Annotated in this window: 21 protein-coding genes and 2 pseudogenes; 10 read left to right on the top strand and 13 right to left on the bottom strand. The window is 73.9% G+C overall.

The features are described from left to right. Positions 1-2 precede the first annotated feature (2 nt). The 4 genes from HHX41_RS32895 to HHX41_RS32910 are packed head-to-tail and all read right to left on the bottom strand — an operon-like array spanning position 3 to position 4,922. Complete coding sequence (locus tag HHX41_RS32895; RefSeq protein ID WP_182909062.1) at positions 3-1,196, bottom strand: glycosyltransferase; 1,194 nt, start codon at positions 1,194-1,196, stop codon at positions 3-5. Then, positions 1,193-2,245, bottom strand: a complete 1,053-nt coding sequence (locus HHX41_RS32900; protein ID WP_182909063.1) for a glycosyltransferase family 9 protein — start codon at positions 2,243-2,245, stop codon at positions 1,193-1,195. The genes HHX41_RS32895 and HHX41_RS32900 overlap by 4 nt, the downstream gene beginning before the upstream one ends. After that, the gene (locus HHX41_RS32905) at positions 2,242-3,273 is read right to left on the bottom strand and encodes a glycosyltransferase family 2 protein (RefSeq protein ID WP_182909064.1); all 1,032 of its coding nucleotides are present in this window, start codon (positions 3,271-3,273) and stop codon (positions 2,242-2,244) included. The genes HHX41_RS32900 and HHX41_RS32905 overlap by 4 nt, the downstream gene beginning before the upstream one ends. A gap of 8 nt (positions 3,274-3,281) precedes the next feature. Continuing rightward, positions 3,282-4,922, bottom strand: coding sequence for a carbamoyltransferase C-terminal domain-containing protein (locus HHX41_RS32910; RefSeq protein ID WP_182909065.1), 1,641 nt, complete (start codon positions 4,920-4,922; stop codon positions 3,282-3,284). A 186-nt stretch (positions 4,923-5,108) separates the two neighbouring features. On the opposite strand from HHX41_RS32910, the gene HHX41_RS32915 reads away from it, so the two are divergent. The 3 genes from HHX41_RS32915 to HHX41_RS32925 all read left to right on the top strand — a co-directional run bounded on the left by HHX41_RS32915 (position 5,109) and on the right by HHX41_RS32925 (position 7,363). Then, positions 5,109-5,687 carry an HAD family hydrolase gene (locus HHX41_RS32915; protein ID WP_310742293.1) on the top strand — a complete coding sequence of 193 codons (579 nt, stop codon included), beginning with the start codon at positions 5,109-5,111 and terminating at the stop codon, positions 5,685-5,687. A 60-nt stretch (positions 5,688-5,747) separates the two neighbouring features. After that, positions 5,748-6,701, top strand: coding sequence for a glycosyltransferase (locus HHX41_RS32920; RefSeq protein WP_169986720.1), 954 nt, complete (start codon positions 5,748-5,750; stop codon positions 6,699-6,701). 113 nt (positions 6,702-6,814) lie between these two features. Beyond that, on the top strand, positions 6,815-7,363 hold the full coding sequence (locus tag HHX41_RS32925; RefSeq protein WP_182909066.1) for a nuclear transport factor 2 family protein: 549 nt from the start codon (positions 6,815-6,817) through the stop codon (positions 7,361-7,363). 80 nt (positions 7,364-7,443) lie between these two features. On the opposite strand, the gene HHX41_RS32930 is transcribed toward HHX41_RS32925, so the two are convergent. Further along, positions 7,444-8,730, bottom strand: coding sequence for a hypothetical protein (locus tag HHX41_RS32930; protein WP_182909067.1), 1,287 nt, complete (start codon positions 8,728-8,730; stop codon positions 7,444-7,446). A 201-nt stretch (positions 8,731-8,931) separates the two neighbouring features. On the opposite strand from HHX41_RS32930, the gene HHX41_RS32935 reads away from it, so the two are divergent. Next, entirely contained in the window at positions 8,932-9,456 is a 525-nt protein-coding gene (locus HHX41_RS32935) for a DUF6789 family protein (protein ID WP_182909068.1), read from the top strand. Between the two features lie 18 nt (positions 9,457-9,474). Here the strand turns inward: HHX41_RS32935 and HHX41_RS32940 are convergent, their stop codons facing one another. Together HHX41_RS32940 and HHX41_RS32945 are read right to left on the bottom strand one after the other, a co-directional pair. After that, a complete protein-coding gene (locus tag HHX41_RS32940; protein WP_182909069.1) occupies positions 9,475-9,663 on the bottom strand; it encodes a hypothetical protein in 189 nt (62 codons plus the stop codon). Continuing rightward, a complete protein-coding gene (locus HHX41_RS32945) occupies positions 9,596-10,219 on the bottom strand; it encodes a hypothetical protein (protein ID WP_220504631.1) in 624 nt (207 codons plus the stop codon). Before HHX41_RS32945 ends, HHX41_RS32940 begins: the two co-directional genes overlap by 68 nt. Before the next feature lie 343 nt (positions 10,220-10,562). Between HHX41_RS32945 and HHX41_RS41260 the strand changes: the two are divergent. The 3 genes and pseudogenes from HHX41_RS41260 to HHX41_RS32955 all read left to right on the top strand — a co-directional run. After that, positions 10,563-10,640 (top strand): annotated as a pseudogene (locus tag HHX41_RS41260) (hypothetical protein); the annotation flags it as partial. A gap of 102 nt (positions 10,641-10,742) precedes the next feature. Further along, a pseudogene (locus tag HHX41_RS32950) lies at positions 10,743-11,410 on the top strand (response regulator). A 220-nt stretch (positions 11,411-11,630) separates the two neighbouring features. Beyond that, entirely contained in the window at positions 11,631-12,248 is a 618-nt protein-coding gene (locus tag HHX41_RS32955) for a DedA family protein (RefSeq protein WP_182909071.1), read from the top strand. 55 nt (positions 12,249-12,303) lie between these two features. Here HHX41_RS32955 and HHX41_RS32960 read toward each other — a convergent pair whose 3' ends face one another. Together HHX41_RS32960 and HHX41_RS32965 are read right to left on the bottom strand one after the other, a co-directional pair. After that, a complete protein-coding gene (locus HHX41_RS32960) occupies positions 12,304-12,951 on the bottom strand; it encodes a response regulator transcription factor (RefSeq protein WP_169986710.1) in 648 nt (215 codons plus the stop codon). Next, a complete protein-coding gene (locus tag HHX41_RS32965) occupies positions 12,939-14,183 on the bottom strand; it encodes a histidine kinase (protein ID WP_182909072.1) in 1,245 nt (414 codons plus the stop codon). The genes HHX41_RS32960 and HHX41_RS32965 overlap by 13 nt, the downstream gene beginning before the upstream one ends. Positions 14,184-14,308: 125 nt before the next feature. Here HHX41_RS32965 and HHX41_RS32970 point away from each other — a divergent pair, with 125 nt between their 5' ends. The 3 genes from HHX41_RS32970 (at position 14,309) to HHX41_RS32980 (ending at position 18,997) form a co-directional block, all read left to right on the top strand. After that, positions 14,309-15,067 carry an ABC transporter ATP-binding protein gene (locus tag HHX41_RS32970; RefSeq protein WP_182909073.1) on the top strand — a complete coding sequence of 253 codons (759 nt, stop codon included), beginning with the start codon at positions 14,309-14,311 and terminating at the stop codon, positions 15,065-15,067. After that, positions 15,061-17,481 carry an ABC transporter permease gene (locus HHX41_RS32975; protein ID WP_220504632.1) on the top strand — a complete coding sequence of 807 codons (2,421 nt, stop codon included), beginning with the start codon at positions 15,061-15,063 and terminating at the stop codon, positions 17,479-17,481. The genes HHX41_RS32970 and HHX41_RS32975 overlap by 7 nt, the downstream gene beginning before the upstream one ends. A gap of 202 nt (positions 17,482-17,683) precedes the next feature. After that, positions 17,684-18,997 carry a HAMP domain-containing sensor histidine kinase gene (locus HHX41_RS32980; protein ID WP_182909074.1) on the top strand — a complete coding sequence of 438 codons (1,314 nt, stop codon included), beginning with the start codon at positions 17,684-17,686 and terminating at the stop codon, positions 18,995-18,997. A gap of 70 nt (positions 18,998-19,067) precedes the next feature. On the opposite strand, the gene egtD is transcribed toward HHX41_RS32980, so the two are convergent. The 4 genes from egtD to egtA are packed head-to-tail and all read right to left on the bottom strand — an operon-like array spanning position 19,068 to position 23,195. Then, positions 19,068-20,048 carry an L-histidine N(alpha)-methyltransferase gene (gene egtD / locus HHX41_RS32985; RefSeq protein WP_182909075.1) on the bottom strand — a complete coding sequence of 327 codons (981 nt, stop codon included), beginning with the start codon at positions 20,046-20,048 and terminating at the stop codon, positions 19,068-19,070. A 9-nt stretch (positions 20,049-20,057) separates the two neighbouring features. Next, entirely contained in the window at positions 20,058-20,759 is a 702-nt protein-coding gene (gene egtC / locus HHX41_RS32990; RefSeq protein WP_169986700.1) for an ergothioneine biosynthesis protein EgtC, read from the bottom strand. 4 nt (positions 20,760-20,763) lie between these two features. Then, positions 20,764-22,074: an ergothioneine biosynthesis protein EgtB gene (egtB, locus tag HHX41_RS32995; protein ID WP_310742294.1), complete on the bottom strand. Its 1,311-nt coding sequence runs from the start codon at positions 22,072-22,074 to the stop codon at positions 20,764-20,766. After that, entirely contained in the window at positions 22,071-23,195 is a 1,125-nt protein-coding gene (gene egtA, locus HHX41_RS33000; protein WP_169986698.1) for an ergothioneine biosynthesis glutamate--cysteine ligase EgtA, read from the bottom strand. Before egtA ends, egtB begins: the two co-directional genes overlap by 4 nt. Positions 23,196-23,221 lie beyond the last annotated feature (26 nt).

The raw sequence follows: 23,221 nt of genomic DNA on the forward strand, positions 1-23,221 counted from the left end.
GCTCAGCCTCCCGCGGCGGCGAGGGTGCGAAGGCACCCGCCGGCCAGGTTTCGGTAGACGGACTCGGTCTGCTCGGCGATCCTGGGCCAGCCGTAGCGGGCCCGGGCCCGCCGGGCCCCGGCGGCCGACAGCGCCGCCCGCAGGCCGGGCCGGGTCAGCAGGTCGACGAGCGCGCGGGACAGCGCACGCGGCCGCCGGGGCGGCACGAGCACTCCGCATCCCGCGACGGTGTCGAGGTGACCGCCGACCGCCGAGGCGATCACCGGCACCCCGCAGGCCAGGGCCTCCAGGGGCACCATGCCGAACGGCTCGTACCAGGGCACGGTGACCAGGACGTCGGCCGAGCGCATGAGGCCGGGCACGTCGGCCCGGCTCACGCTGCCGATCAGCCGGACCCGGTCGCCGAGGCCGAGACCGCCGGCCAGCGTGCGCAGCCGCGCGCTCTCCTCGTCGCCCGGGTCGCCGCCCGCGATGACGAGCTCGGCGTCCGGCAGGTGGCGCAGGGCGCGGACGACGGTATCCACCCCCTTGCGCGGCACCATGCGGCCGATGCTCAGCACCCTCGGCCGGTCGCCGCGCGGGAAGACAGGGCCGTCGGGGCGGAACAGGCCGAGGTCGACGCCGCAGGGCACGACCGCGATCCGGTCGCGCGGCACGCCCATCGCGACGAGTTCGCGCACCTCGTCGGAGCAGGTGGCGACGACCGCGACCGCCCGGCGGCCGATGTCGCGCTCGATCGCGATCCGGCTCGGCGGGCTGGTGTCGGCCTCGCCCTGCCAGCGCCGCTTGACCGTGCCGAGCGCGTGGTAGGTCTGCACGACCGGGATTCCGAGCGGCTCCGCCGCCGTCAGCGTGGCGAGGCCGCTCATCCAGAAGTGCGCGTGCGCCACGTCGGGCGGCTCGGCCTTCCACCTGCGGGCCAGGTCCGCCCCGAACTCCGGCATGTACGGCAGCAGCTCGTCCTTGGGCAGCGGCTCCGCCGGCCCGGCCGGCACGTGCTCGACGGTGACGCCGGGAGCCATGGGCACGGCGTCCGGCTGGTCGGGGGAGGTGCGCCGCGTGAGCACGACGACCTCGCTGCCCCGTTCCGCGAGGGCCAGGGCCAGCGCGGCGACGTGCACGTTCTGCCCACCGGCGTCCACGCCGCCGAGGTTCGCCAGCGGGCTCGCGTGCTCCGACACCAGGGCGATCCTCATGACACCCCCTCCTTCACCGCCTCGCCCAGCGTCACCTCCGCCGTGGCCAGGCGGCGGACGGCGTCCACGACGTGCTCGCCGCCGACCGCGGTCAGGCACGGATGCCCGGGCACGGGGCAGATCCGCGCCCTGCTCCCCCGGCAGGGGGCGCCCTGGTCGCCGAGGACCACCACCGGCACGCCGTACGGCGCCCACCTGGCGGCGGGCACGACCGGCGCGAACAGGCTGACCACGGGCGTGCTTACCGCCGCCGCGAGGTGGGCGGGGCCGGTGTTGGCGGCCACCACGGCCGACGCCCCGGCCAGCACGGCGGCGAGTTCGGCGAACGTGGTCGCCCCGCCGAGGTCCAGGGCAGGGCCGGAGACCAGCGCGGTCAGCGCCCGCTCCCCCGGGCTGCCGGTGACGACGACCCGCTCCCCGGCGGCCAGCAGCGCCTCGACCGCCTCCGCCCATCGCTCGGCGGGCCAGGCCCGGGCCGGCGCGGTCGTGCCGGGATGCACGACCACGTAGCCGGGCGGGCCGGTCAGGTGCTCCACGTCCGGCAGCGGCCCGCGTACGGCGAGCCGCCCGTCGTCGCCCGGCGGCAGGTCGAAGCCGGCCGCGCGGGCGAGGCCGAGCATCCGCTCCGGCTCGGGGACGTCCACGCCCTCGTCCACGACGTGACGCACGTCGAGCAGGGAGCCGGGGTAGTCCTCGCTGATCGCGGCGATCCGCGGCACCCCGGCCAGCCGCAGCAGCAGCGCCGTCGGCAGCGCCGACTGGTGGAAGGACGTGAAGATCACGGCCACGTCCGGGCCGACGGCGCGGATCTGCTCCACCATGCGGGCCGCGTGCTCGGTGGTCATCGGCACCCGGTCGGGGTCGATCCACGGGGCGCGCCACTCCAGGACGCGGTCGACGCCGGGCAGCAGTTCCGCCGCGGCCCGGCCGTACGGGCCGGCGAGCATGACGACCTCCCGCGCCCCGGCGGCGACGGCGCGCACGGCGGGCCCCGCGAGCAGGACGTCGCCCGCGTTGTCGGGCCGCACCACCAGAGCGGTCCCGATCACGAGCGCCTCCCCGTCCGCATCCCGCTTGTCCGCGCCTCGTCTGTCCGCACTCTCACCTCGCCGGTGATCCGGTGCGCGCAGGCCACCGGAGGGATGACCACGCTGGTCACGGCCATGCGCACGATCTCCTCCGGCGTACGCGGGCCCGGGGCGACGCGGGCCCAGGCGAACTCGGCGGTGAGGCCGAGCCACGCGAGCCCCGCGGCGGCGGCGAGCCGCCTCCGGCGGCCCCCGGTGGCGGCGAGCGTGAGCGCGAGCAGGCCCATGCCGGTGGTGAGGGCGTGCCGCTTGAGCCTGCCCGGATGGCCGCCGGTGATCATCCGCCAGTCGCGGCCGTGCACGTGGCGCATGAGCGCGTCCGACGCGTTGCCGCGCTGGAAGCGCACGCTGGACCAGAAGCCGTCGTCACGCACCGGATGGCGGGTCAGCCGCTCCCCCTTGACCAGTGAGAACCCCGCGTGCTCGACCCGCAGCGCGAGGTCGGCGTCCTCGCGGTACGCCCCCGGGAAACGCTCGTCGAACCCGCCGGTCGCCTCCAGGGCGGTCCTGCGATACGCCATGTCGGCGGTGATCCAGTGCGCGCCGGCCAGGCCGGCGGTGTTGCGCTCGGCGTCGGTCGGGCGGCGGCCCGCGGGCAGCGGCACCTCCAGCCGTCCCTGGCTCCCGCCGACGTCCTCGGGCAGGCGGGCGAGATCCTCCGTCAGCGCGCGCACCCAGCCGGGGCCGGGCACCACGTCGTCGTCGAGGAACACCACCCACGGCGTCGTCGCGGCCCGCCACCCGGCGTTGCGCGCGGCGGCCGGGCCCCGCCCGCCCGACCTGAGCACGCGTACGCGATCGGGCACCGGCAGCGGCTCCGGGCTCTCCCCCGGCCGGTCGTCCACCACGATCACCTCGGGCCCGTGACCATGGACGGGGCCGACGGCGGCGAGTGTGGCGGCCAGGCTCGGCCGGCCGATCGTCGGGATGACGACCGTGACCGCCGGCCCCGTCTCTCCGCGCGGCGCCGTGTTCGTCTTCCGGGTCATCTCTGTCGTCATCCGGCGAACACCGCCCCCCTGCGCACGACGTACGGACCCAGGACGAGCACGTCCACCGGGGCGGAGCCGAAGCACTCCAGCGCGTCGCGGGGGTCGTCGACCATCGGGCGGCCGGCCGTGTTGAGGCTCGTGTTGACCACCACCGGCAGCCCGGTGCGGGCCTCGAACTCCTCGAGCAGCCGGGCCAGCAGCGGGTCGCGCCCGCGTTCGACGGTCTGGATCCGGGCCGTGCCGTCGACGTGGACGACCGCGGGGATCCGGTCGCGCCACTCCGGCCGCACGTCGTGGACGAACAGCATGTAGGGACTCGACATCGGGCCCCTGCCGAAGATCGTGGAGGCGCGTTCCGCCAGCACCATCGGGGCGATGGGGCGGAACTGCTCGCGGCCCTTCACGTCGTTGAGCCGCTCGGTGTTGCGGGGGTCGCCGGGGTGGGCGAGCAGGGACCGGCGGCCGAGCGCCCGGGGTCCGTACTCGGCGCGTCCCTGGAACCAGGCGATCACGCGGTCGGCGGCGAGCTCGGCGGCCACGGTCGCGGCGAGGTCGGCGGGGCGCTCGTACGGCACCCGCGCCACGTCGAGCCACGCGCGCAGCTCCTCGTCACTCCAGCTCCTGCCGAGGTCGGCGCCGGGCATCGGGGTGACGGGGTCGCCGCTCGCCTGCGCGAGGTGCAGCGCTCCCCCGAGCGCGGTGCCCGAGTCGCCTGCCGCGGGCTGCACCCACACCTCCTCGAACGGGCCCTCCGCGAACAGCCGGGTGTTGGCCACGCAGTTGAGCGCCACTCCTCCGGCCATCGCGAGACAGCGGGCGCCGGTCCGCTCGTGCAGCCATTTCGCGAGGTCGAGCAGCACCTCCTCCAGGCGGACCTGGACGCTCGCCGCGAGGTCGGCGTGGTCGGCCGTCCACTTCTCGCCCTTGCCGAGCGCCTTGGCGTAGACGCTCCAGTCGATCGGCTCGACCCGGAAGCCCCCGTCGCCCGTCGGGTGGATCAGCTCGCGCATCTCGCGCAGGAAGCGCGGCTCGCCGTAGGAGGCGAGGGCCATCACCTTGTACTCGTCGCTCGACCGGAGGAACCCGAGGTGCTCGGTGAGGTCCTCGTACATGAGCCCGAGGGAGTGCGGCAGCGCCTGGCTCGCGAGGACGGTGAGCTCGCCGTCCCGGTAGTGCCCGGCGAGGTGCGAGACGGCCTCGCCGCGGCCGTCGCAGACCAGCACCGCCGACTCGCGGTACGGCGCGGCCAGCCCGGCCGACGCGGCGTGCGCGATGTGGTGGGGGACGAACCGCACCTGGGCGGCGTCGAGACCCGGCAGCGCGGTGGCCAGGAAGTTGGGCGCGCGGCGGGCATAGGCGGTGCGCAGGTCCTCCCAGCGCTCGTCCTGTCCGGGCCCTGCGGGCACCACGAGCGCGGGGTCGTAGGAGTAGGCGACGCCGTCGAGGTCCTCGGGCCGCAGGCCGGCCTGTTCGAGGCACCACGCAGCGGCCAGCTCGGGCAGTTCCCAGGCGGAGAAAGGGACCGGACGCTTGCCGTGCTTGCGACGGCTGAAGCGCTCTTCTTCCGCTGCGGCGATCACCTCACCATCCACGACCAGCGCGGCGGCTGGATCATGAAAGATCGCGTTTATGCCCAAGAACCGCATCGGTTTCCCTCCGTTGCGCAGTGGAGGTCTGGTTACCGAGAGAAGCGCTACTAAACACTCCTTTGTAGAGAAGTCGACGTATGTGGGTGATGCACTCAATAACTGCTACTCTGCGTAACTATCGGCCGGTGTTTGCCGCTTTGTCCCACGGGTAGCCCGGCGGGCGATTCGCACAGGAGGTCGCCCGTGCAAGATCCCGCCCGCCGGCCCGCCGCGGTGCTCTTCGACCGTGACGGAACGATCATTCATGACGTCCCGTACAACTCCGACCCTGATCGCGTCGAGCCCGTCGCGGGGGCCCGGGAGGCGCTCGCACGACTCCGCGCGGAGGGCATCCCGATGGGGGTCGTGACCAACCAGTCCGGGGTGGCCAAGGGCATAATCGCGCCGGAGGCCCTCCGGGCGGTGAACGACCGGGTGGACGCCCTGCTCGGCCCGTTCGACGTGTGGGAGATCTGCCCGCACGACGACGGCGACCGCTGCGACTGCCGCAAACCCGCGCCCGGCCTCGTGCTGCGCGCGGCCCGGCGGCTCGGCGTCCCTCCGGAGGACTGCGTGGTGATCGGCGACATCGGCCGGGACGTGGAGGCGGCCCGCGCCGCCGGCGCGAGGGGCATTCTCGTGCCGACCCCGGTGACACTGGCGGAGGAGGTGGCGGCCGCCCCCGAGGTGGCGTCCGACCTCGCCGCGGCGATCGACCTGGTGCTCGGGGGAATTCAGCTCACAGCTGAGGATGAGGAGGGCATGACCAGGGCAGATGGGTGAGGCAGCGGCAGGAGGCACGGTGTTCCGAGGCCGGCAGGACGACGGACGGGGAGCGATGCGATGAAGATCATGGTCTGGCACGTCCACGGTTCGTGGACCACCTCCTTCGTGCACGGGGCGCACGAGTATCTGGTGCCGCTCACCCCCGACCGCGGTCCCGACGGGCGGGGCCGGGCCGACACCTATCCTTGGCCCGGCAGCGTGCGGGAGGTCCCGTACGACCGGTTCGCCGCGGAGGACGTCGACGTGGTCGTCTACCAGCGGCCGCACGAGATCGACCTGGCCCGCGAGTGGCTGGGGCGCGACGTGCCCGGCGTCTACGTGGAGCACAACACCCCGGCTGGGGACGTGCCCAAGAGCCGCCACCCGCTGGCCGACCGGGACGACATCCCGCTGGTCCACGTCACCCACTTCAACGACCTGTTCTGGGACTCCGGGCGTGCCCCGACCCATGTCATCGAGCACGGCGTCGTCGATCCCGGCTACCTCTACACCGGTGAGCTGGCCCGCGCCGGCGTGGTCGTCAACGAGCCGATCAGGCGCTGGCGGGTCGCGGGGACCGACCTGCTGCCCACGTTCGCCGCGACGGCCCCGCTCGACGTGTTCGGCATGAAGGTGACGAACCTGCCGTCCAAGCTCGGCCTGGACAGGGAGATGGAGGCGTTCGAGGATCTCCCTCAGGCCGCCATGCACGCCGAGCTGGCCCGGCGGCGGGTCTACCTGCACCCCTACCGCTGGACCTCGCTCGGCCTGTCGCTCATCGAGGCCATGATGATCGGCATGCCGATCGTCGCGCTCGCCACCACCGAGGCCGTGGAAGCGGTGCCGCCGGAGGCCGGGGTCGTCTCGACCAAGCTGCCCACCCTGCTGCGCGCCCTCGACCGGTTCGCAGGCGAGCCCGAACTCGCCGTCCAGGCCGGCAAGGCGGCCCGCGCGGCCGCGCTGGCCCACTACAACCTCGACCGCTTCCTCGCCGACTGGGACCGCCTGCTCACCTCGATCGTCCCGGCCTGACCCGTTCACGGGCCGGCCCCATCGCCTATGGCGTTCCTGGAGAAGGCCTTACCCTCCGATGAGGCCGGCCGGTCCGCCCCCGGAAGTACGCTGCAGGGTGGCGAGGGGGAGCCATGCCCGATCCTCGGGAGATCCATGACGCTTTCGCGGCGGCACTGCGCGCGCACGACGAGCGGCGTCTCCTGGACTGCTTCCACCCGGACGCCGTTCTCGTGACCCCCGCCGGCGTGGTGGAGGGGCACGAACAGATCGAGTGGTATTTCGGCCAGTTCTTCTCCACCGTGCCCGACCTGACGACCGAGGTCACCACGATGGTGGTCCACGGTGACACCGTCGCCGTCGAATGGGTCACGTCGGGGAGCCAGACGGCGGGGATGCTGCTTCCGGACGGCACCGAGATCCCCGGCACCGGCCACCCCGTCCGCTGGACGGGATGCGGGATGTGGACGGTGGAAGACGACAAATTCGTCACCGGGCGCATCTACTACGACCAGCTGACCGCTTACATGTCGTTGGGCTGCCGGCTCGTACGGACCGAGCCCGGCTCCGCGGTCGCTCCCGTCCGCGTGGGCACCCCTGATCCGGAGACCGGACCCGCGTCCGCCGCCGAGTCGCGCGCCGGCGCCATCCGCCGGATCCTCCGCAGGCTCGTCGGCCGGTGACCGTCCCTGCGAGGGTGATCCGCAGAAGGTGCCCGGCGGGGCCGCACCGAGCTCGACGGGCCGCGCCGTACCGGCGGGACTCAGGGGTGCCGGGCCCGCCGCACGGGCACGACGGTCAGGCCGCCGGCCACCCGCCCGCCCAGCCGCAACGGCGACCACAGGTAGCGGGCGGGCGCCGGGGACACCGCGATCTCCCGCCCGCAGCCCGGGCAGGCGAAGGCGGAGGCGTCGCCGTGCAGGCCGGCGCTGATGCGATATCGCCCCTCCTGGCGCTCGGGCCACAGGAACTCCTCGACGTCGATCCGCCCGGGCACGTCCCGGAGCCGAACCGGGCAGGTGACGAGCGGGTCGTCCCAGAACTCGGTGCTCCACACCGGATCGTGGAAGTACCGCAGCCGGCCCAGCAGCGGAGCCTGCGACATGACGCGCATCGGAAGAAGGGCTTCGGGTCCCATCGTCATCGGATCGGTGTTGGTGTACCAGCGGGCCATGCGGCGGCGCTGCCGGAACGTGATCGCGGGAATGAGATCCGGCGGTTCGGGTGTGAGTGCGCCGGACACGGGGTCGTACACCCGCACTGTGGGCGTTCTGGCGCCGGAGGCGCGGCGGTAGGCGATGGTGACCAGCTCCGCCTGGGTCCACCAGGAGCCGAGGTAGTCAGGCGTGAGGATGACCCACATCTCGTCGGCCACGGCGAGCCTGCGGTCGATGATGGAGGCGAGTTGCCAGTGCCGTGCCGCCGGCAGCATCTCGTCCTCCCACGCCAGTGCTCCAGGCGGATAGAAGAACGCGGTGCGGTCCTCCGCCTCGACCTCGTCCGCCAGACGGCGCAGGACCTCCACCCGCGCCTGCCGTTCCCGGTCGCCGCGGCCGGCCCGATAGCTGAAGAACACCTGGCCCGTGGCGTTCAGCCGCCGTTCTGTGGCGGCCGTCGAGTCCCTCATGGTGCTGCGCATCCGGATCCAGCCTTTGCCGGGGCGGGGCAGCGTCAACCTGTCGAACTGCTGGTCCACCCAGGTCGCGATGGCCGCGTTGTCGTGCCGCCCGGGATAGGGCGGCGCCCCTCCGTGCCGGGTGCCGAAGAAGTTGATCGGCAGGGGGGAGCGGGCCACCACCAGCACGTGGTCCAGCGCCATTGGCGGAGCGCTCGCCACGCCGTAGACGTCGGGGGCGCCGCCGTCCCCGTCGACGGTGCCGTCCACGATCAAGACGTCGTCGTTCCAGCACGCGGAGGCGAACTCCGCCGGCGTGAGCACGCGCTCCCTCACGTCGCATCCGCGTGCCGCCAGCCGGGGCAGCAGCAGGTCGGCCAGCTCGCGGCCCTGCGGGGTGCCGGGAAAGAAGCAGCTCACGGTGGGCTGGGACATGGGTCCTCCGGACGCGGTGTGAGGGATCACAGGAGGGGACGCCGGAGCCCGGCCGCCGGATGTCACCGAGGCGGCGCCGCGGCTGGATCACACCCGGACGACGCACGACAGCCACGCCGGTCGAGGCGGAGCCTTGATTGTTTACCGAGAACGGGGCACCGCGAGGGCAGGTGATCCAGCCAGGGTGGGAAGAGGCTCCTCATGATGCGCAACCTGGTGAACGGCGCCGTCGGCGGCGCGCTCGCGACGGCCGTGTACAGCGCGATGCTGATGGCCGCGGACAGGGCCGGCCTGATGGAGGAGCCGCCGCCGCGGCGGTTCGCGCGGCTGACCCTTCCCGGGCGTGACAAGCCCAGGAGGGGCGAGAACGTGCTCGGGACGATCGCGCACTTCGCGTTCGGTTCCTCCTGCGGCTCCATGCTCGGCCTGCTGTCGGCCGGTCAGCGGGTGCCCGTCCCGATCGGCACGGCGTACGGGTTGCTGGTGTGGTACTTCGGCTGTCAGGGCCTCGCGCCGAGCATCGGCGCGCACCCGCCCGTGCCGAAGGACCGCATGGGACGCCAGGCCGCGCTGCTGGCGGGACACCTGCTGTGGGGCACCGCGCTCGCCCTCGCGCTCAACCGGTTGCGGACCGAGAAGGCGCCGCTGACCGCCGAGATCGCTCCCCGCGTGCGCGAACAGGTCCGGCGCGTCATGCCCACCCCCCAGCCGGTCTCCGCACGCTGATCCGGCCCCCCCGTTCGGCTACCGGAAGCCGACTTCCGGATACTTCGCCGACGGCCCGTCCAGCAGGGGCCGCCGCTTGCCCTTCAGGTGCGTGTCGAGGAAGGCGGTGACGCAGTCCCGGGTGGTCTGGAGGGAACGCTCACCGTTGATCGGGGACACCTGCATGCCGAGCTGCGGAGCGAGCACGGCGTAGTCGACGAAGCTCACGTGCTCGGCACCGGTGACGATGAGCCAGCGTTTCCAGTCTCCCCGTGACGTGGGGCCAGAACAGGTCCCACGACCTCGGCGCGCCGCTCGTGACCGGCTGCTGCCGGGGGTTGCCGATCATCATGAACGGCTTGGTGATCGGCTTGGCAGGGGTGGTGGGTGTCTGACCACCCGCACCGGCCTCGAACGTGACGGTCCTGCCGTCGGGAAACGTGGTGGCGACCGACTCGTAGGTGTGCTCGATGCCCGCGACGACGTAGCCCCGGCTCGCGAACTCCTCGGCCAGCGAGGTCAGCGTGGCCCGTGGCATGGTCATGCCGGGCGACATGACCACCAGCGGCCATCCGCCCTTGTTCGGCAGCGCGGGCGCGTCGGCGCGGGCGTACGTCTTCGTCTTCGTCTTCGTGAGCGTGTCCGGCGGGAGGTCCTTCAGCTGGGGGAATCCCTTGAGGATCAGCGCCGACTCCTGCGGGGTGACGTACGGCGCGGCCGTGCCCTTCGTCTTCGCGGCCGGATACCAGAGGGAGACCCTCAGCTCTCGTGACCTGCCGTCCACCCAGGGGTCGGGCCGGTGGGAGTCGACCAGATGGACGTCGGGCCGGAGCGTCCGCCGTGTGGGCGCTGGGCGGAGTCGTCTCCTCTCTGGGCGGCGGACACCGGGCGCTGGCGATGGGCTCGGCTCTTCGCCCAACGTGCTCATCCTGGGCGGTGCGCTGGTCGGGCTTCCGCTGGTGGCCGGTTTGTGGAGCCACGCCAGGCGGCAGGTGCTCGCCGCCATGCGCGAGCAGGCCGAACAGCTGGTGCGGGAGCAGGTCCTGCGCGCGGAGCAGGCACGCGCCCAGGAACGCGCCCGCATCGCGCGGGAGATGCACGACGTGGTCGCGCACCGGGTGTCGCTGATGGTCCTGCACGCCGGCGCGCTGCAGGTCGGCGCGCCGGACGAGCGTACGGCCCAGGCGGCCGCTCTGATCGGCGACGTCGGCAGGGAGGCGCTGAGTAACCTGCGCGAGGTGCTCGGCGTCCTGCGTTCGCCGGACGCCTCCCGCGACCCGCAGCCCACGCTGGCCGACCTCGACCGGCTGCTCGCGCAGTCCCGCGATCTCGGCCTCGTGGTCGACCGGCGCGACGAGGGCCCGGTCCGCACGCTCGGGCAGTTGATCCTGGAAGCGGCGGGCGGCGTGGTGATCGTGGGCGAGGCCCGCGACGGCGAGGAGGGATCGGCGCGGCCGCCCGGCTCAGGCCCGAGGTCGTGCTCATGGACGTGCGGATGCCCGGCATGGACGGCCTGACCGCCGCGGGGCGGCTCCTGGGCGCGGCCGGCGGCCCGAAGGTGGTCATGCTGACCACCTTCGACCTCGACGAGTACGTCCACGAGGCGCTGCGTCTCGGCGCCGTGGGGTTTCTGCTCAAGGACACCCAGCCACGTGAGCTGATCGCCGCGGTCCGCACGGTCGCCGAGGGCAACGCGATGCTCTCCCCCGCCGTGCTGAAGCGGCTCCTCGGCTCGTTCGTGCACAAGGCGCCCTCGCGCGCCGAGGTCGCGCGCGAGCGGCTCGCCACACTCACGGCGAGGGAGGAGGACGTGGTCAGGGCGCTGGCACGCGGCCTGTCGAACGCCGAGATCGGGCGGGAGCTGAAGCTGTCGGAGCCGACCGTCAAGGCGCACGTGAGCCGGCTGCTCGCCAAGCTGGGCCTGGCCAACAGGGTGCAGGCGGCGATCCTCGTGCACGACGCCGACCTCGCCTGACGCCGGCGTCCCGTCGCCCGGCCGGGCTTCGCATACGAAAGTAGGGGGTGACGCCCGCCGATCGTCCGATGTGCCGTGACCTGCGGAGTGCCTAACTTCATGGGGTGTCGGCCCTGACCCCTGTGGGGGATGGGCCCGCGTCCGATCCGGGATCTCCCGGATGTCCCCGATGCTCCCGGGCCGACACGGTGTATGGGTTCCAACGATCGGAGTCACGCTGATGTCGCACGCCCTCCTCGACCTGGTGCAGCAGGTGATGTCGTCGCCCTGGTTGTACGCGGCGCTTTTCGCCCTGGCGCTGCTCGACGGGTTCTTCCCTGTCGTGCCGGCCGAGACCTCGGTGATCACCGCCGCGGTGTTCGCCGCGTCGGGCGAGACCAACCTGGCCCTGGTCATCCTGGTCGCGGCGCTCGGCGCCTGCGCCGGTGACCACATCTCCTACCTGATCGGAAACAGGTCGGCGGGCAGGTTGCGGGAGAAGAAGCCGTTCGTCTGGGCGCGGAACGCGCTGGCCGAGCGGGGCGGTCTCGTCCTGGTCGTGGCCAGGTACATCCCCGGCGGGCGCACCGCGACCACGCTCACCATGGGCGCCGTACGGCACCCGCTGCGCTCCTTCACGCTCTTCGACGCGATCGCGGCGGGCTCGTGGGCGGTGTACTCCGGGCTGATCGGCTTCTTCGGCGGGATGGCGTTCGAGAACGACCCGATCAAGGGCCTGCTCCTCGGTCTCGGCATCGCGCTGTCGATCGCCATGGTCGTCGAGCTGGTGAGATGGCTCAGGAAACGACGCGCCCTCCGGCTCTCCCCGGAACGTCTTCCCGCGCGCACCTCCGCCTGACCCTGTCGTCACGGCTCACGCCCGGGCACCGGCGGCGCCGGCCACCGGGCCCCGCTCACACGGCGGCGCGGAGGTAGGCGAGGACGGCGAGCACCCGGCGGTGGTCGTCGGCGTCCGGGGGGAGGTCGAGCTTGGCCAGGATGCTCGCGATGTGCTTGGCGACGGCCGCCTCGGAGACGAACAGCGCGCGGGCGATCGCGGCGTTGGAGCGCCCCTCCGCGATCAGGGCGAGGACCTCGCGCTCGCGCGGCGTGAGCCGGGCCAGCGGGTCACCGCGCCCGCGCAGCAGTTGCCTGACCACCTCCGGGTCGATCACCGTGCCGCCGCCCGCGACCGTCGTCACCGCGCCGGCGAACTGCGCGACGTCGCCGATCCTGTCCTTGAGCAGGTAGCCGACGCCCCCGGCGCCCGCCTGGTCGAGCAGCTCGGCCGCGTAGGTCTGCTCGACGTACTGGCTGAGCACGAGCACCGGAAGGGACGGCCGCGCCGCCCGCAGCTCCAGCACGGCCCGCAGCCCCTCGTCACCGAAGCCGGGGGGCATGCGCACATCCGCGATGACGACGTCCGGGTCCTGCTCGGCGACGGCCGCGATCAGCGCGGGCGCGTCGCCCACCGCGGCCGCGACGTCGTGCCCGAAGCGTTCCAGCAGGCCGGCCAGGCCCTCCCGGAGCAGCACCGAGTCTTCGGCGATCACCACGCGCACGGGATCTCCGCTCTGACCGTGGTCGGGCCGCCGTACGGGCTCTCGACGCTGAGCGTGCCCTCCACGGCCGCCACCCGGTCGGCGAGCCCGGTCAGGCCGGTGCCGAGCGCGGGGTCCGCTCCCCCGCGCCCGTCGTCGGCGACCTCCAGCACGAGCACGCTCCGGCGCAGCCGGCCGCGCACCGTGCAGGATTGCGCGCCGCTGTGCTTGGCCACGTTCGCCAGCGTCTCGCAGACGACGTAGTAGGCCGCCGCCTCCACCCTGGCGGGCAGCCGCCCGTCCAGCGCGATGTCCACCCCCGCGGGCACCGGCGACCTTCCGGCGACGTCGCGTACGGCGGCGGGCAGCCCTCGGTCGGCGAGCACCTGAGGATGGACCCCGCGGATCAGCTCGCGCAGCTCCGCGAGCGCCTGGCCCGCCAGCTCGCGGGCCTCCTCCAGCCGCAGGGCCGCGGGCGAGCCCGGCGGAAGGTCGAGCCCGGCCAGGCCGAGCTTCATCGACAGGGCCACCAGCCGCTGCTGTGCGCCGTCGTGCAGGTCGCGCTCGATCCGGCGGCGCTCGGCCTCGAAGGCGTCCACGAGGCGCGCCCGGGACCGGGCGACCTCGCGCGTCTCGGCCTCCTGCGGCACGAGCATCGCCCGCGCCATCGCCGCCCGGGCGCCCGCCCAGGCGCTGACCGTGTACGCGGCCACGGGCACCAGCAGCAGTCCGGCGGCCGAGCCGATGAAGGTCTCCCCCAGCGTGGCCTCACCCTCGGGGCTGATCGGCTGCACGACCGGAGACAGGATCAGCACGGCCGGCCCGGCGATCGCGACCACCGCCACCAGCAGGTCCACCCAGCCGAGCACGACCAGCGCCACGAGGGCGTGCCCCGCCTCCCGCCACCCCGGCCACCTGCCGCCCGGCAGCCCGCGCACCGGCTGCCGGTCCGCGAGCCGCAGCCGCCACCGCTCGAACCAGGCCACGGGCACCAGCAGCGCGGCGGCCACCAGAGCGGCCACCGGCACGGCGGTGATCGCGCCCGCGACGTCGCCCACCGCCCGCGCCGACGACAGCACGGTGCCGAACGCGAACCCCGGAACGGCCCCGGTCAGCAGGTACGCCAGGGAGCGCCAGGGCCAGACGGAGGTCAGGAAGTGGCCCGGCGGCCCGGCGAGCGCGTCCAGCGCGGTCCGGGGCGCGAGGGCTGCGGGGGCGACGGCGGGGACGAGGACGGGGGCGGGGGCGGCCACGGCATCGACGCTAGCCGCTGGACGCGCCGGTGTCGGTAGTGCTGGGAATACCTTCGGTTCTCGCCCCAGCGCCAATGTCTCGCGGGCCCGCCGCCGCTTGGCTGAGCGGCATGACGCCAACCGACATGACACGGACAACCGGGCAGGCGGTCCTGCTCGACTCGGTCCGCATGGTGTACGGCACCGGGCCGGGCGCGGTGACCGCTCTCGACGGCGTGACCCTCGGCTTCGGCCGGGGGACCTTCACGGCCGTGATGGGGCCGTCGGGCTCCGGCAAGTCCACACTGCTGCACTGCGCCGCCGGGCTCGACCGTCCGGCGGCCGGGACCGTGCTGATCGACGACATCGACCTCGGGCCTCTGGGCGAGAAGGTGCTCACCCTGCTGCGCCGGGACCGGGTCGGCTTCGTCTTCCAGGAGTACAACCTGGTCGACGCGCTCACCGCCGAGGAGAACGTGGCGCTGCCCCTGCTCCTGGCCGGCCGCCGGCCCGCTCCCGCCTCGGTGCGCGACGCGCTGGGCGAGGTCGGTCTGGCCCACCGGGCCGGGCATCGGCCCGCCGAGTTGTCCGGCGGCGAGCGGCAGCGGGTCGCGATCGCCCGCACGCTGATCGCCCGGTCAAAAGGAACCGAGCCCGCCGTGCTCTTCGCCGACGAGCCGACCGGCGCGCTCGACAGCGCCACGTCGCGCACGGTCATGGAACTTCTGCGCGGGCTCGTGGACACCCGCGGGCAGACCGTCGTCATGGTCACCCACGACCCCGCCGCCGCGGCGTGCGCGGACCGGGTCGTGCTGCTGGCGGACGGCCGGCTCGCCGGAGAGCTGGGCCGGTCGAGCGCCGCCGAGATCGCCTCGCGCATGACCCTGCTGGAGGAAGCGTGTTGAGCCTCGCCCTGCAGCGCTCCCTGTTGCGTGGCCGGTGGACGGGGCTCGTGGGCGGTTTCGTCGCGCTGTGCCTCGGCACCGTGATCCTCTCCGCGACCACGCTGCTGCTGGCCTCCGCCGGTCCGCGCGTGCCCGAGCGGTACGCCGCCGCGCCCCTGCTCGTACGCGCCCCCGGCACGCCCGGCGAGGAGAACGCCTTCAGGGAGAACCGGCCCTGGTCCCCGGAGACTGCCGGATCGCTGGTCCGCGCGCTGACGTCCGTGCCCGGCGTCGCGGCGGCCGTGCCCGACCGCGCCTTCTACGCCCAAGCCGTCGTCGGCGGCAGGCCGGCGGGCGCGCACGAGGCCCGGAGCTGGAGCGTCGCCGCGCTGGCGCCGTACCGGCTGGTGGCGGGCCGGGCGCCGGTCGGCGCCGGAGAGGTGGTGCTCGATCGGGCGCTCGGGCTCGCGCCGGGCTCGCCCGTCACCCTGCTCACGGCACGCGGACCGGCGCCGTACACGGTCACCGGCCTCACCGACGGCCCTGGGCCGTACGTGTCGGACGGCGAGGCCGGGCGGCTCGGGGGCGGCGTCCGGGTCGTCGGGCTGCTCGTCCGGCCGGGGGCCGATCTCGCCGCGGTACGGGCCGCCGTGTCGCATGCCGTACGCGGGGTCGCCGGCGAATCCGGCCGGGTGCTCGCGGGACCGGACCGGGCGGCGGCCGAATCCGCCGCCGACGCCCGGACCCGCTGGATCGGCATGCAGGTGCTGACCGCGATGGCGCTGCTCGGCGGCTTCGTGTCCGTGGTCCTGGTCGCGTCCACCTTCGCGTTCCGGGTGAACCAGCGGCGCCGTGAGTTCGGTCTGCTCCGGGCGGCCGGGGCGACCCCGCGGCAGATCCGCCTGATCGTGTACGGCGAGGCGCTCGCCGTCGGCGTGGTCGCGGCCACGGCCGGGACCCTGCTGGGGGCGGCCGTCGCGCCCGCGGTGGGCGAGGTGCTCGTCACGGCGGGCGTCGAGCCGTCCTCGTTCGGCGTGCGGTTCACGCCGTGGCCGCCCGCGGGGGCGGTCGCGGCCGGGATCGCGGCGGCCCTGCTCGGCGCGTGGGCGGCGGCACGCCGGGCCGCCCGGGTCCGTCCCCTGGAGGCGCTGCGCGAGCACGCGGCGGGCGGCGGGCCGATGACGCGGACGCGGTGGATCGCGGGGACCGTGGCCGTGGCCGGTGGCCTGGCCATGGCGGTGGCGAGCGGTTCCGCCCGGGAGGACGCGCTGGTGAACGACGTACTGCTCGCCGCGATGGCGCTGATCGCCGGGCTCACGCTGCTCGCGCCCGTCGTCCTCCCGCCGCTCGTCCGGGCTCTCGCGTGGCCGATCGCGAGGTCGGCGGTGGGCACGCTGGCGGGGCGCGGCGCGGCGACGGCCGTGCGGCGCACCGCCGCCACCGCGGCCCCGGTGCTGCTCACGGTCGGCTTCGCCGTGCTCGTCACCGGCATGGTGCGCACGACCGCCGCGGCGTACACCGTGGAGGGGGCCGCGGGTGGCGGCGCGACCGCGGTGCTCGTGCCCGACACCGCCCCCGGCCTCCCGGACGCGGCGCTGCGCGCGGCCTCGGCCGCCCCCGCCCCGCTTCCCGCCACGGTGTACGGCGACAGGCCGCTCGCCGCGCTCGGCGGCGCCGACCTCGGCGGCGACCTCGGCGGTCTCGACCGCGACGCGATGGCGGTCGCCGGGTGGGCCGCGCGGGATCACGGCTGGCGGGCGGGAGACCGCGTGCCGATCACCTTCGAGGACGGCCGGACCGTACGCCTGCGGGTCACGGCGGTCGTGGCCGAAGCTCCGGCGGAGGTGCTGGTCTCCAGGGACACGCTCCGCGCCCACGACCCGTCGGCGCTGACCCCCGGGGCGTACGTGTCCGGGCCGCCCGAACGCGCCTTCCCGGGCTTGGGGGCGAAGACGGTGAGCGTCGCCGACCGGGCGGCCGGCGAGCAGGCGGAGGAGGACCGGCTCGTCTGGCTGTTCACGCTCCTGCTGGTCGGGGTCTCGGCCGGCTACGCCGGCCTCGCGATCGTCAACGCGCAGGTCATGGCGGCGTCGGCGCGGGTCCGCGACGTCGTGGTCCTGCGCCTGACCGGCGCGACGCGGCGGCAGGCGATCGCGGCGACCGCCGCCGAGGCGGCCCTCGTCACGGGGACGGGCACCGTGCTCGGCTTCGCGGTGGCCGTTCCCGCACTGCTGGGAATGCGCGCCGGGCTGGCGGAAATGGCCGGGGGCGCCGTCCCCCTGGTCGTCCCCTGGCCGGCCGCGGGGGCGATCGTCGCCCTATGTCTCGTCTTGGCCATCACATCGAGCACTTTTGTCACATTTAACACTTATGCCACTAAACGTAAAACCCAGACAAGAGCGGATCAAATGCCGTCTACCAGGGCAGACGCATGATCAGGCAAAGAAAACGTCAACCCTTCATCGTGAAACAGCAAGGGTTGTGATCCAAAGCGTGCGGATGGCCCTGATTCCGGACATCTCTTATTAACCTTTTTTTCCTCAGCATTGCATTACGCACGACAAGGGAGGGTTCATGGCGGGCGGGCGCATGCCCAACTTTTTACGCCCACGCTCGATCCAGGCGCGGACCGCCCTGATGAGCGCGATCGTCTCCCTGGTCGTCCTGACCGTGATAGGGACCGGTCTGGACATCGCCATCCGGAACCGGATCCACAGCCACCTCTTCATGGACACGCAGCGGGTGGCCACCGACTGGATCGCCTCGATGGGCCCCAACGGCATCCCCGCGCCGTCGGCGACGCACGACGATCTCGTCCAGCTCGTCGACTCCGGCAACCGGGTGATCACCGCCAGCCGGGCGGCGAGCGGCAGGCCCCCGCTGACCTCCCCCTTCCCCACCGGGCAGGACCGCCTGCAGTACCGCATCGAGTGCCCGGACAAGGGCCGGTGCGTCGCGCTCACCGCCGTACGGGTTCTGCCGGTGCAGTCCCGGCTGTTCTGGAACGGCGAGCCGCACGCCGTGTACGCCGGGAGGACCGAGCCCGGCCTCCTGGCCTCGCGGCGGCTGGAGCTGTTCATCGCGATCGGAGTGCTGTTGATGACCGCCGGATGGACCTGGGCGAGCTGGCGTGCCGCGGGGCGCACGCTGCGTCCGGTCAGAGAGATTCGCGAGAAGGTGACGGAAATCAGCGTGCGTGATCTGAGTCTGCGGGTCCCCCAGCCGTCCGGGCGTGACGAGATCGCCGAGCTCGCCCGGGCCTCCAACAACTTCCTCGAGCGCCTCGACACCTCCGTGCGCCAGCAGCGGCACTTCGCCTCGATGGTCTCCCACGAGCTGCGGACCCCGCTCGCCGGGCTGCGCACGCAACTGGAGGAGGCCCTGCTCTACCGCGAGGAGACCGATCCGTACGAGACGATCCGGACGGCGGTGCGCACCACCGAGCGATGCCAGGCGATCATCGACGAGATGCTCACGGTCGCCCGCGTCCGCACGGCCGCGACGACCGAACCCGAGCCGGTCGACCTCGGGGCGCTCGCGCGGGAGGAGGCCGCAGCCCGCACCGACGGCGTGCCCGTGCGGACCGAGGTCAAGGACGAGGTGACCGTGCTGGGCAACCGGGTCCAGCTGTGCGGCGTGCTGACCAACCTGCTGGTCAACGCCCAGCGGCACGCGTACAGCGAGGTGGAGGTCACAGTCGAGCGGGCCGGCGACGAGGCGGTCGTCACCGTGCTCGACGACGGCGACGGCATCGCGCCGGAGGACCGCGAGCGGGTCTTCGAACCGTTCGTCCGGCTGAAGGACGGGCGCCGCCGCGACCCGAAGGGCACCGGGCTGGGCCTCGCCCTGTGCCGCGTCACGGCGGACGCCCACCACGGGACGCTGCGGGTCGAGGACTCCCCGCGCGGCGCCCGCTTCGTCCTGCGCCTGCCGCTGCCCGCGGGCTCCTGAACCCGGCCCCTGACCACCGGGCCCCCTGATCCCCGGGCCCCCTGACCCCGGCCCGGCGGGCCGGGCGCCGTCAGCCGGCGAGCCTCCCCGGTGCCGGCACGGCGGCGAGGGTCAGCGCGAAGTCGCCGGCGCTGTCGGTGTACCAGCGGCAGACCGCGAACCCGGCCCGGGACAGCTCGTCGAGCACCGCCTCCCTGCGGAACTTGGCGCTGATCTCCGTCCGCATCTCCTCGCCTTCGGCGAAGGCCACCGTGAGGCCGAGCGCTCTGATCGGGACCTCCATCGGCCGGGTGGCCCGCAGCCGCATCTCGATCCAGTCGTTGTCCTCGTCCCACAGCGCGACGTGCTCGAACGCCTCCGGCTCGAACCCGGCGTCCAGCTCCCGGTTGAGCACGTGCAGCACGTTGCGGTTGAAGGCGGCCGTCACACCTCCCGGGTCGTCGTACGCCTTCACCAGGCGGACGGGATCCTTCACCAGGTCGGTGCCCAGCAGCAGGGTGTCGCCCGGCCGCAGCGTGGCGCGCAACTCCTTGAGGAACACCTCCCGCGCGGCGGGCGGCAGGTTGCCGATCGTGCCGCCGAGGAAGGCCACCAGCCGCCTGCCCGTCCTGGGCAGCAGCGCCAGGTGCTGCTCGAAGTCGGCGCGGACCGGCCGCACGTCCAGGCCCGGATAGCGTACGGCCAGCCGCTCGACCGCGGCCGCCAGCGTGACGGCGTCGACGTCGACCGGCGTGTAGGCCCTCAGCGTCCCGGCGTTGGCCATCGCGTCGAGCAGGAGCACGGTCTTCTCGCTGGTGCCCGAGCCCAGTTCGACGAGCGTGTCGGCGCGGCTGAGGCCCGCGACGTCGACGGCGCGGCGGCGCAGGATCTCCAGCTCGCGCCGGGTGGGGTAGTACTCCGCCAGCCGGGTGATCCGGGAGAACAGTTCGCTGCCCGCCTCGTCGTAGAACCACTTGGGGGGCAGCCACTTGGGTGACGAGGTGAGCCCGGCGCGTACGTCGTTCTCCAGAGCCTGGCGCGGGTAGTCGCCGCCGAGATGATCGGTAACCATGGTCGCCTCTCAATCGATGGGTGTCACCGAAACGCCGTCGGGGGACGCGAGCAGCAGGCTCCGGTCGGGCACGGCCCGCCAGCCCGGCCGGTCGTCCAGCGGCTCGCTCGCGACGAGCACCCCCTGCTCCAGGTGCGTGAACAACGTGTCGCCCCACGCGACGGCGGCCAGGTGCGAACCTCCCGTGACGAGCAGGTTGAGCCGGGCCTCGCGGTCGCCCTCGGCCGCCGCGCGGACGACGTCGGCCAGGACGCCGGCGAGCGGCAGGCCGTCCCGCAACCGGGTGAACACGGCCGCGGCCAGCCACGCAGAGTCGCACACGCTCTCCGCGTCGGCCGCGAGGGGCCTGACGGCCTCGCGCCGCACCCGGCCGTTGTGGCTGAGCAGCCAGGGCCCGTCGGCGAACGGCGCGGTGGCGCTCTCCTCGATCGGCATGCCGGCCGTGGCCGACCGGACCGCCGCGATGAGGCAGGACGACCGCGCCGCCGCGGCGAGGCCGGGCATGTTGGCGTCCGCCCAGATGGGCACCGTACGGCGGTACCGGACGGGCCGGGGGCCGTCGTACCAGCCGAAGCCGAACCCGTCGGCGTTCACCGTGCCGAACTTCTGCATGCGCGGCGCGTACGACTGGCGCAGCAGCCCGTGCTCCGGGTCGCTGATCAACGAGGCCGGGGACCGCGCCGGGCCCAGCCACGCCGCGTGGCGGCACATCCCCTCAGTCCTCCGAGCGCGCGCAGCGGAACCCGGCGAAGATCTGCCGCCGGATCGGGTAGTCCCAGTTGCGGAAGGTCGTGCGCACGGCGGAGGGGTGGGTGGCCCACGACCCGCCGCGCAGCACCCGGTAGGTCTCCCCGAAGAAGACCTTGCTGTATTCCTCGTAGGGGAAGCAGCGGTAGCCGGGATAGGGCTGGAACCAGGAGTCCGTCCACTCCCACACGTCCCCCATCAGCTGCTCCACTCCGTAGGGGCTCGCGCCGTCCGGGAACGCCCCGGCGGGCGCGGGCCGGGCGGCGCGGTGGCCGAGGTTGGCCCAGCGCCCGAGGTGGCCGGGGTCGGCCTCGCCCCAGGGGTACGTGCGGCCGCCGCACGCCTTCTCCCACTCGGCCTCGGTCGGCAGGCGCTTGCCCGCCCACCGGGCGTACGCGTCGGCCTCGTACCAGGAGACGTGCTGCACCGGCTCGTCCGGCGGCACGGGCTCCTCCCGGCCGAAGCGGATCCGCCACCAGGTGTCCCCGTCCCGGATCCAGAACAGCGGGGCCTCCACGCCGGTCCGTTCGGCCCACTCCCAGCCCTGGGGCAGCCACCAGCGCGGGTCGCGGTAGCCGCCGTCCTCGACGAACTCCAGGTACGCCCCGTTGGTGACGGGACGGCGGTCGATCCAGTAGCCCGGCAGGTAGATCCGGTGGGCCGGCCGTTCGTTGTCGTACGCCCAGGCCACGGTGTCGGTGCCCATCGTGAAGACCCCGGCGGGGATGTGCACCTCCGGCTCACCGGCGGGCCGGCCCGGCGGCAGCTCCCCGTCGCGGACCAGGCCGGGCCGCCGGGACAGCTGGAGCGTGGCGAGCATCGTCTCGTCGTGCTGGTGCTCGTGCTGCAGCACCAGCCCGAAGACGTAGCCGCCGGACCGCAGCGGGGCGGGGTCGGTCAGGTCCACCAGGTCGAGGACGTCGAGCACCCGGCCGCGTACGCCGGAGATGTACTTCCTGGCCTCGGCCGGGCCGAGCAGCGGCAGCGAGGGCCGGTCCTTGCGCGGGTATTTGAACGCGTCGTAGAGGTGGTCGATCTCCGGGCGCAGCGGCTCGATGCCGCCCACCTCCCGAAGCACCCACAGCTCCTCGTAGTTCCCGACGTGCGCGAGGTCCCAGACCAGCGGCGACATCAGGGGCGAGTGCTGGCGCACGAGCATGTCGTCGTCGGTGTCGGTGTAGGCGAGCGAGCGCTCGCGTACGGCCTCGAGCTCGGCCGCGATCCGCTCCTTCAGTCCGGTCGGGCCGGCGTTGCCCAGGACGGCGTCGAGATCGGTCACGCGTACATCTCCTCCATCTGGTCGGCGGCCGGCGATCGGCCGGATTCGATGTGCCGGGAGGCGAACGCGCGGACCCGGGCGACCAGCCGGGGCTCGGCCCCGAGGCGGGGCAGGGCCTCGGCGGCGGCGCGGAAGCAGACGGAGGCGGACCGGCGCAGCTCGGGGTCGGCGAGACCGAGCCGGGCGGCGTCCGACCACCGGTGCGCGACCGGCCGGGCCGCTTCGAGGGCGACCCCGGCGGCCCGGTCGTCGGTGACGAGCGCGTGGACGACGGCCACGCACACGGGCCACTCGGCCGCCCCCTGCGCGTCGAGGTAGCGCACCTCCAGCCAGCCCCGGGGGCGCACGGGCGGGAAGAGCGTGGTGGCGTGGTAGGCGAGGTCGTCCTCGTCGGGGGGACGCCCGGCCACGCGGGCGAAGTCCCGGAACGCCGAGCCGTCGAGGACCGGCAGGAAGCCGCCGTCCCCCCGGATCAGCATGAGACGGGCGTCGAGGAGGTAACGCGCCCAGTCGTCCACCGGATCGCCTCCGCGCGCGACGGGCGCGGTCCTGCTCGGGTCGAGCCTGCCCCACACTGCCTGGCGGCCCGAGGCCCATCCGCCCGCGGGCGAGTTGGCGAAGGCCGCCACCAGCACCGGGCCGAGCACGTGGACGCGTTCCCAGCGGACCCGGGGATCGTCGCCGAAGTCCAGGTTGATCTGGACGGACGCGGTCGAGCACATCATCGTGAGGCCGTGCGGGCGGCCCAGGAAGGCGGCCATCGCCTCATATCGGGGCTCTCGTAACTGGCGCAGGGGCGGACGGAGCGTGTCCAGGCCGCGGCCGCCCAGCCGCAGGCCGGCCCGGGTGAGCGCGAGCCGTACGGCGCCGACGTCGGCGGTGAGCTTCGCGATCGCGTCAGGCAGGACGTCCGGCGGAGCGGACAGTTCGAGCTGCCCGCCCGGTTCGAACGTCACCCGGCTGCCGCCGGGGAGCGTGGGGAGCGCGTCCGCGATCCGGGCGACGGGAACGTGGAGCGCGGGGTCCTCGGCGTCGAAGACCAGGAACTCCAGCTCGACGCCCAGCCGGTCGGAGGTGACTCCGCGGAAGCAGTCCCGGGCGTAGTTCTGCACGTCGGTCATTCGCCCCCCAACGGGCCGAGGTTTGC

The sequence above is a fragment of the Microbispora sp. H13382 genome, assembly GCF_014161445.1.
GTDB lineage: Bacteria > Actinomycetota > Actinomycetes > Streptosporangiales > Streptosporangiaceae > Microbispora.